Annotated in this window: 4 protein-coding genes; all 4 read left to right on the top strand. The window is 75.6% G+C overall.

Features of this window, described 5'->3' with window-relative positions; genetic code table 11:
* Positions 1-1,196: UDP-N-acetylmuramoyl-L-alanine--D-glutamate ligase (gene murD / locus VIM26_RS14755; protein WP_331952472.1), on the top strand; the 1,196-nt coding region annotated here is incomplete at its 5' end.
* On the top strand, positions 1,193-2,527 hold the full coding sequence (gene ftsW / locus VIM26_RS14760; protein ID WP_331952474.1) for a putative lipid II flippase FtsW: 1,335 nt from the start codon (positions 1,193-1,195) through the stop codon (positions 2,525-2,527). The genes murD and ftsW, both read left to right, overlap by 4 nt.
* A gap of 20 nt (positions 2,528-2,547) precedes the next feature.
* Entirely contained in the window at positions 2,548-3,672 is a 1,125-nt protein-coding gene (murG, locus tag VIM26_RS14765; RefSeq protein WP_331952476.1) for an undecaprenyldiphospho-muramoylpentapeptide beta-N-acetylglucosaminyltransferase, read from the top strand.
* A partial coding sequence (locus tag VIM26_RS14770) for a UDP-N-acetylmuramate--L-alanine ligase (RefSeq protein WP_331952477.1) occupies positions 3,669-4,664 on the top strand: 996 nt, incomplete at its 3' end. The genes murG and VIM26_RS14770, both read left to right, overlap by 4 nt.

Below are 4,664 nucleotides of genomic sequence, written 5' to 3' on the forward strand. Positions count from 1 at the left end.
GCGGCACGCCGGTGTGGAGCGAGGTCGAGCTGGCCTGGCGCCTGCGCACCCGCCGGGCCGACGGCGGCGCGCCCGCGCCGTGGCTCGCGGTGACCGGCACGAACGGCAAGACCACCACGGTCGGGATGCTCGAGGCGATCCTGGTCGCGGGCGGTGAGCACGCGCTCGCCGTCGGCAACGTCGGGACGCCCGTCGTCACCGCCGTGGGAGACGCGAGCCTGGACGTGCTCGCCGTCGAGCTGTCCAGCTTCCAGCTGCACTTCACGCACTCGATGTCGGCGCAGGGCGCCGCCGTGCTCAACCTCGCCCCCGACCACCTCGACTGGCACGGCTCGCTCGATGCCTACGTCGCGGACAAGGGCCGGGTGTACGAGCGGGCCGAGGCGGCCTGCGTCTACAACTGCGCCGACGCGCAGACCGAACGGCTGGTCCGGGACGCCGAGGTGCGCGACGGCGCCCTCGCGGTCGGCTTCACCCTCGGCGTGCCCGCCGTCGGGCAGGTGGGCCTCGTCGAGGACGTGCTGGTGGACCGGGCCTTCGCCGGTCAGCGGCACACGCACGGCATCGAGCTCGGCACGCTCGCCGACCTGGCGCACCTCGCGAGCTCCGACGGCACCGACCCGCGGACCGGGGCGGTGCCCTCCCACGTGGTCGCCGACGCACTCGCGGCGGCCGCGCTCGCCCTCGCGCACGGCGTCGCGCCGTCGGCCGTGGGCGCCGGGCTGCGCGCCTACGCCCCCGGTGCGCACCGGATCCAGACCGTCGCGACCGTCGACGGCGTCGCGTACGTGGACGACTCCAAGGCCACCAACGCGCACGCGGCGGCGGCCTCGCTCGGGGCGTTCGCGCCCGGCAGCGTGGTGTGGGTCGCGGGCGGACTGGCCAAGGGCGCGACGTTCGACGACCTCGTGCGCACCCGCCGCGACCGGCTCCGGGCGGTCGTGCTGATCGGCGTCGACCAGGAGCCGTTGCGCTCGGCGCTTGCCCGACACGCGCCCGAGGTACCGGTCACGGCGGTAGATCCCCGCGAGACTGGCTCGGTGATGACTCACGCCGTGGAGATCGCTCGCCAGTTCGCCCTGCCCGGTGGCACCGTGCTGCTCGCGCCGGCCTGCGCGTCGATGGACCAGTTCACGTCCTACGCGCAGCGCGGCGACGCCTTCGCCGGCGCGGCCCGCGGCCTCGCCGCGCGATGACCCAGGCGACGGGGGACCGGCGCGCCGGCGCCGCGCGCGGCCGGCCCGCCCCCGCGCGCGGCCCGGGCGCGCCCGCGCGCACCTGGAGCTCGCGGCTCGGGCAGTGGGACAGTGCCGTGACCAGCTTCTACGTGCTGCGCGGCGCGACCGCGATCCTCGTCGTGCTCGGCCTGGTCATGGTGCTGTCGAGCTCGAGCGTCGAGTCGCTCGCGGCCGACAAGTCGCCGTACGCCGAGTTCGCCAAGCAGGCGCAGTTCGCGCTCGTCGGCCTGCCGGTGCTCTGGTTGGCGTCCCGGCTGCCGCTGCGGTTCTACAAGGGCATCGCGTGGTGGGCGCTCGGCGGTGCCGGGGTGCTGCAGCTGATGGTGCTGACCCCGCTCGGGCACGCCGTGAACGGCAACAAGAACTGGCTGCCGATCGGGCCGGTCATGATCCAGCCGTCCGAGATCGGCAAGGTCGCCCTCGCGCTGTGGCTCGGAGTCGTGCTCGCGCGCAAGCGTTCGCTGCTGAGCGACTGGAAGCACTCGGTCATCCCGGTGCTGCCGGTGGCCGGGCTGCTGATCGGGCTGGTGCTGCTCGGACACGACCTCGGCACCGCCCTCGTGCTGATCCTGCTGGTGGCCGGCGCGATGTTCATCGCCGGGGTACCCATGCGGGTCTTCGGCGTCGCGGGCACCTTCGCAGCGGTGGCGGTCGGATTCCTCGCTGCGACCAACGGTAACCGGATGGCCCGGATCTCCTCCTGGCTCAGCGACAGCTGCGACCCGACCAAGGAGTGCTACCAGACCCTGCACGGCACCTGGGGCCTGGCCACCGGCGGATGGTGGGGCCTGGGCCTGGGGGAGAGCCGCGAGAAGTGGTCCTACCTGCCCGAGGCGCACAACGACTTCATCTTCGCGATCATCGGCGAGGAGCTGGGCCTGGTCGGCACGCTCCTCGTGCTCGTCCTGTTCGCGCTGCTCGCCCTGGCCATGTGCCGGGTCATCCGCAACCACCCCGACCCGTTCGTCAAGATCACCACGGCCGGTATCGCCTTCTGGGTGATCGGCCAGGCACTCATCAACATCGGGGTCGTGATCGGGCTCGCCCCCGTGATCGGCGTCCCGCTCCCACTCGTCTCCGCCGGAGGATCCGCACTCATCATGACCATGGCAGCACTCGGAATCGTCATCTCTTTCGCACGCAGTGAGCCCGGTGCCGCCGAGGCGCTCGCCGCGCGGCCGGGGGTGGTGCGACGCTCGCTCGCCGTCCTCGGGCGCTCGGGCTCCGCTCGCGGCGCGGGCGCGGGCACGCGCCCGGGAGCCGTCCGCTCCGGCACGGGTCGCCGGTGAGCGGCGTGGGATCGGGACCCGTGGGATCCGTCCTGCTCGCCGGGGGTGGTACCGCCGGACACGTCAACCCGTTGCTCGCGGTGGCCGAGGAGCTCGGGCGTCGCGACAGCTCGACGCGGCTCACCGTGCTCGGCACCGCGACCGGCCTGGAGGCCGAGCTGGTCCCGGCGCGCGGCCTCACCCTGGCCCTCGTGCCGCGGGTGCCCCTGCCGCGCCGTCCGACGGCGGCCTGGTTCGCCCTGCCGGGCCGGATGATCGCCGCCGTCCGCGCGGCCGGCGAGGCGATCGACACCTCGGGTGCTCGGGTCGTCGTCGGCTTCGGCGGCTACGTCTCGACGCCCGCGTACCTCGCGGCCCGCCGCCGGCGCATCCCGGTCGTGGTGCACGAGGCGAACGCGCGTCCGGGCCTCGCGAACCGGCTCGGCGCCCGCTGGGCGGCCGAGGTCGCGGTGACCTTCCCGGGCACCGCGCTGCCGCACGCCCAGGTCGTGGGGATGCCCCTGCGGGCCGCCGTCGCCTCCATCGTCGAGAAGCTCGCCGCCGACCCCGCCAGGACCCGCGCGGCGGCGCTGGAGGTCCTCGGGCTGGCGCCCGACCGACCGGTCGTGCTCGTCACCGGTGGCAGCCTCGGCGCGCTGCGGCTCAACACGGCCGTCGCGGGCACGGCGGCCGAGCTCGTCGGGGCCGGCGCCCAGGTGCTGCACCTGACCGGTGCGGGCAAGTCCCAGAGCGTCCTCGACCTCGTCGACACCTTGCCCGAACCCGCCCGCTCGCACTACCACGTGCGCGAGTACCTGTCCGAGATGGAGCACGCCTACGCCGTCGCCGCGCTGGTCCTGTGCCGGTCCGGCGCGGCGACCGTGTGCGAGCTCGCGGCGCTCGGGCTGCCGGCGGTCTACGTGCCGCTGCCGATCGGCAACGGCGAGCAGCGGCTGAACGCGGCGCCGGTCGTCGCCGCGGGTGGCGGGCTGCTGGTGGACGACGCGGACCTCACCCCCGACTGGCTGCGCGCGCACGTGCTGCCGCTGCTCGAGCGCGCCGACGCGCTCGCCGCGATGGGGCGGGCCGCCGCCTCGGTGGGGGTGCGCGACGGCGCGTCCCGGGTCGCCGACCTCGTCGAGCGTGCCGCCGGAGCGACGCGATGAGCGCGGCCGAGCCTGCCACCGGGGGCCTCGACGGCTTCGGCCGCACGCACCTCATCGGCGTGGGCGGCGCCGGGATGTCGGCGATCGCCGCGCTGCTCGCCGCGCGCGGCCTGGAGGTCACCGGCTCCGACGCGCGCGAGGGTCCGGCGCTGGACGGGCTGCGCCGGGCGGGCGTCACGGTCTGGGTCGGGCACGACGCGGCGCACGTCGCGGGTGCGCGGACGGTCGTGGTGTCCACCGCGGTGCGCGAGTCGAACCCCGAGCTGGCCCGTGCGCGCGAGCTCGGGCTCGCGGTCCTGCACCGGTCCCGCGCGCTCGCCGCGCTGATGGCGCACCGCCGCTCGATCGCGGTCGCCGGTGCGCACGGCAAGACGACGACCTCGGCGATGGTCGCGGTGACCCTGGCCACTGCCGGGCTCGACCCGTCCTTCGCGATCGGCGGCTCGGTGCTGGCCGAGGCAGGCGGGTCCGGGTCCGCCGGTCCGGTCGGTGGCGCGCACGAGGGGACGGGCGACGTCTTCGTCGCCGAGGCCGACGAGTCGGACGGCTCGTTCCTCGCCTACGCGCCGACGATTGCCGTCGTGCTGAACGTCGAGCCCGACCACCTGGACCACTACGGGACGCGCGCCGCGTTCGAGCGCGCGTTCGAGGACTTCGCGGCGCGGATCGCGGACGGCGGCGCGCTCGTCGCCTGCGCGGACGACCCGGGCGCCGGTCGCCTGGTCGAGGCCGCCCGCGCGCCGCTCGCGGCCCGCGGTGCCCGGGTGTTCACCTACGGCGAGGCGCCCGGCGCCGACGTCGTGCTCAGCGACTACCGGGTGGACGGCGCCACGGGGTCGACCTTCGTGCTGCGGACCGCGCACCCGGCTCTTCGCGGGGCGGACGGCGGCACCCTCGAGCTCCGCCTGACCCTCGCCGTCCCGGGTGCCCACATGGCGCTCAACTCCGCCGCGGCATGGATCGCCGCGCGGCTGGTCGGCGTCGAGCCGCTC

Source organism: Pengzhenrongella sp. (assembly GCF_036565025.1).
GTDB lineage: Bacteria > Actinomycetota > Actinomycetes > Actinomycetales > Cellulomonadaceae > Pengzhenrongella.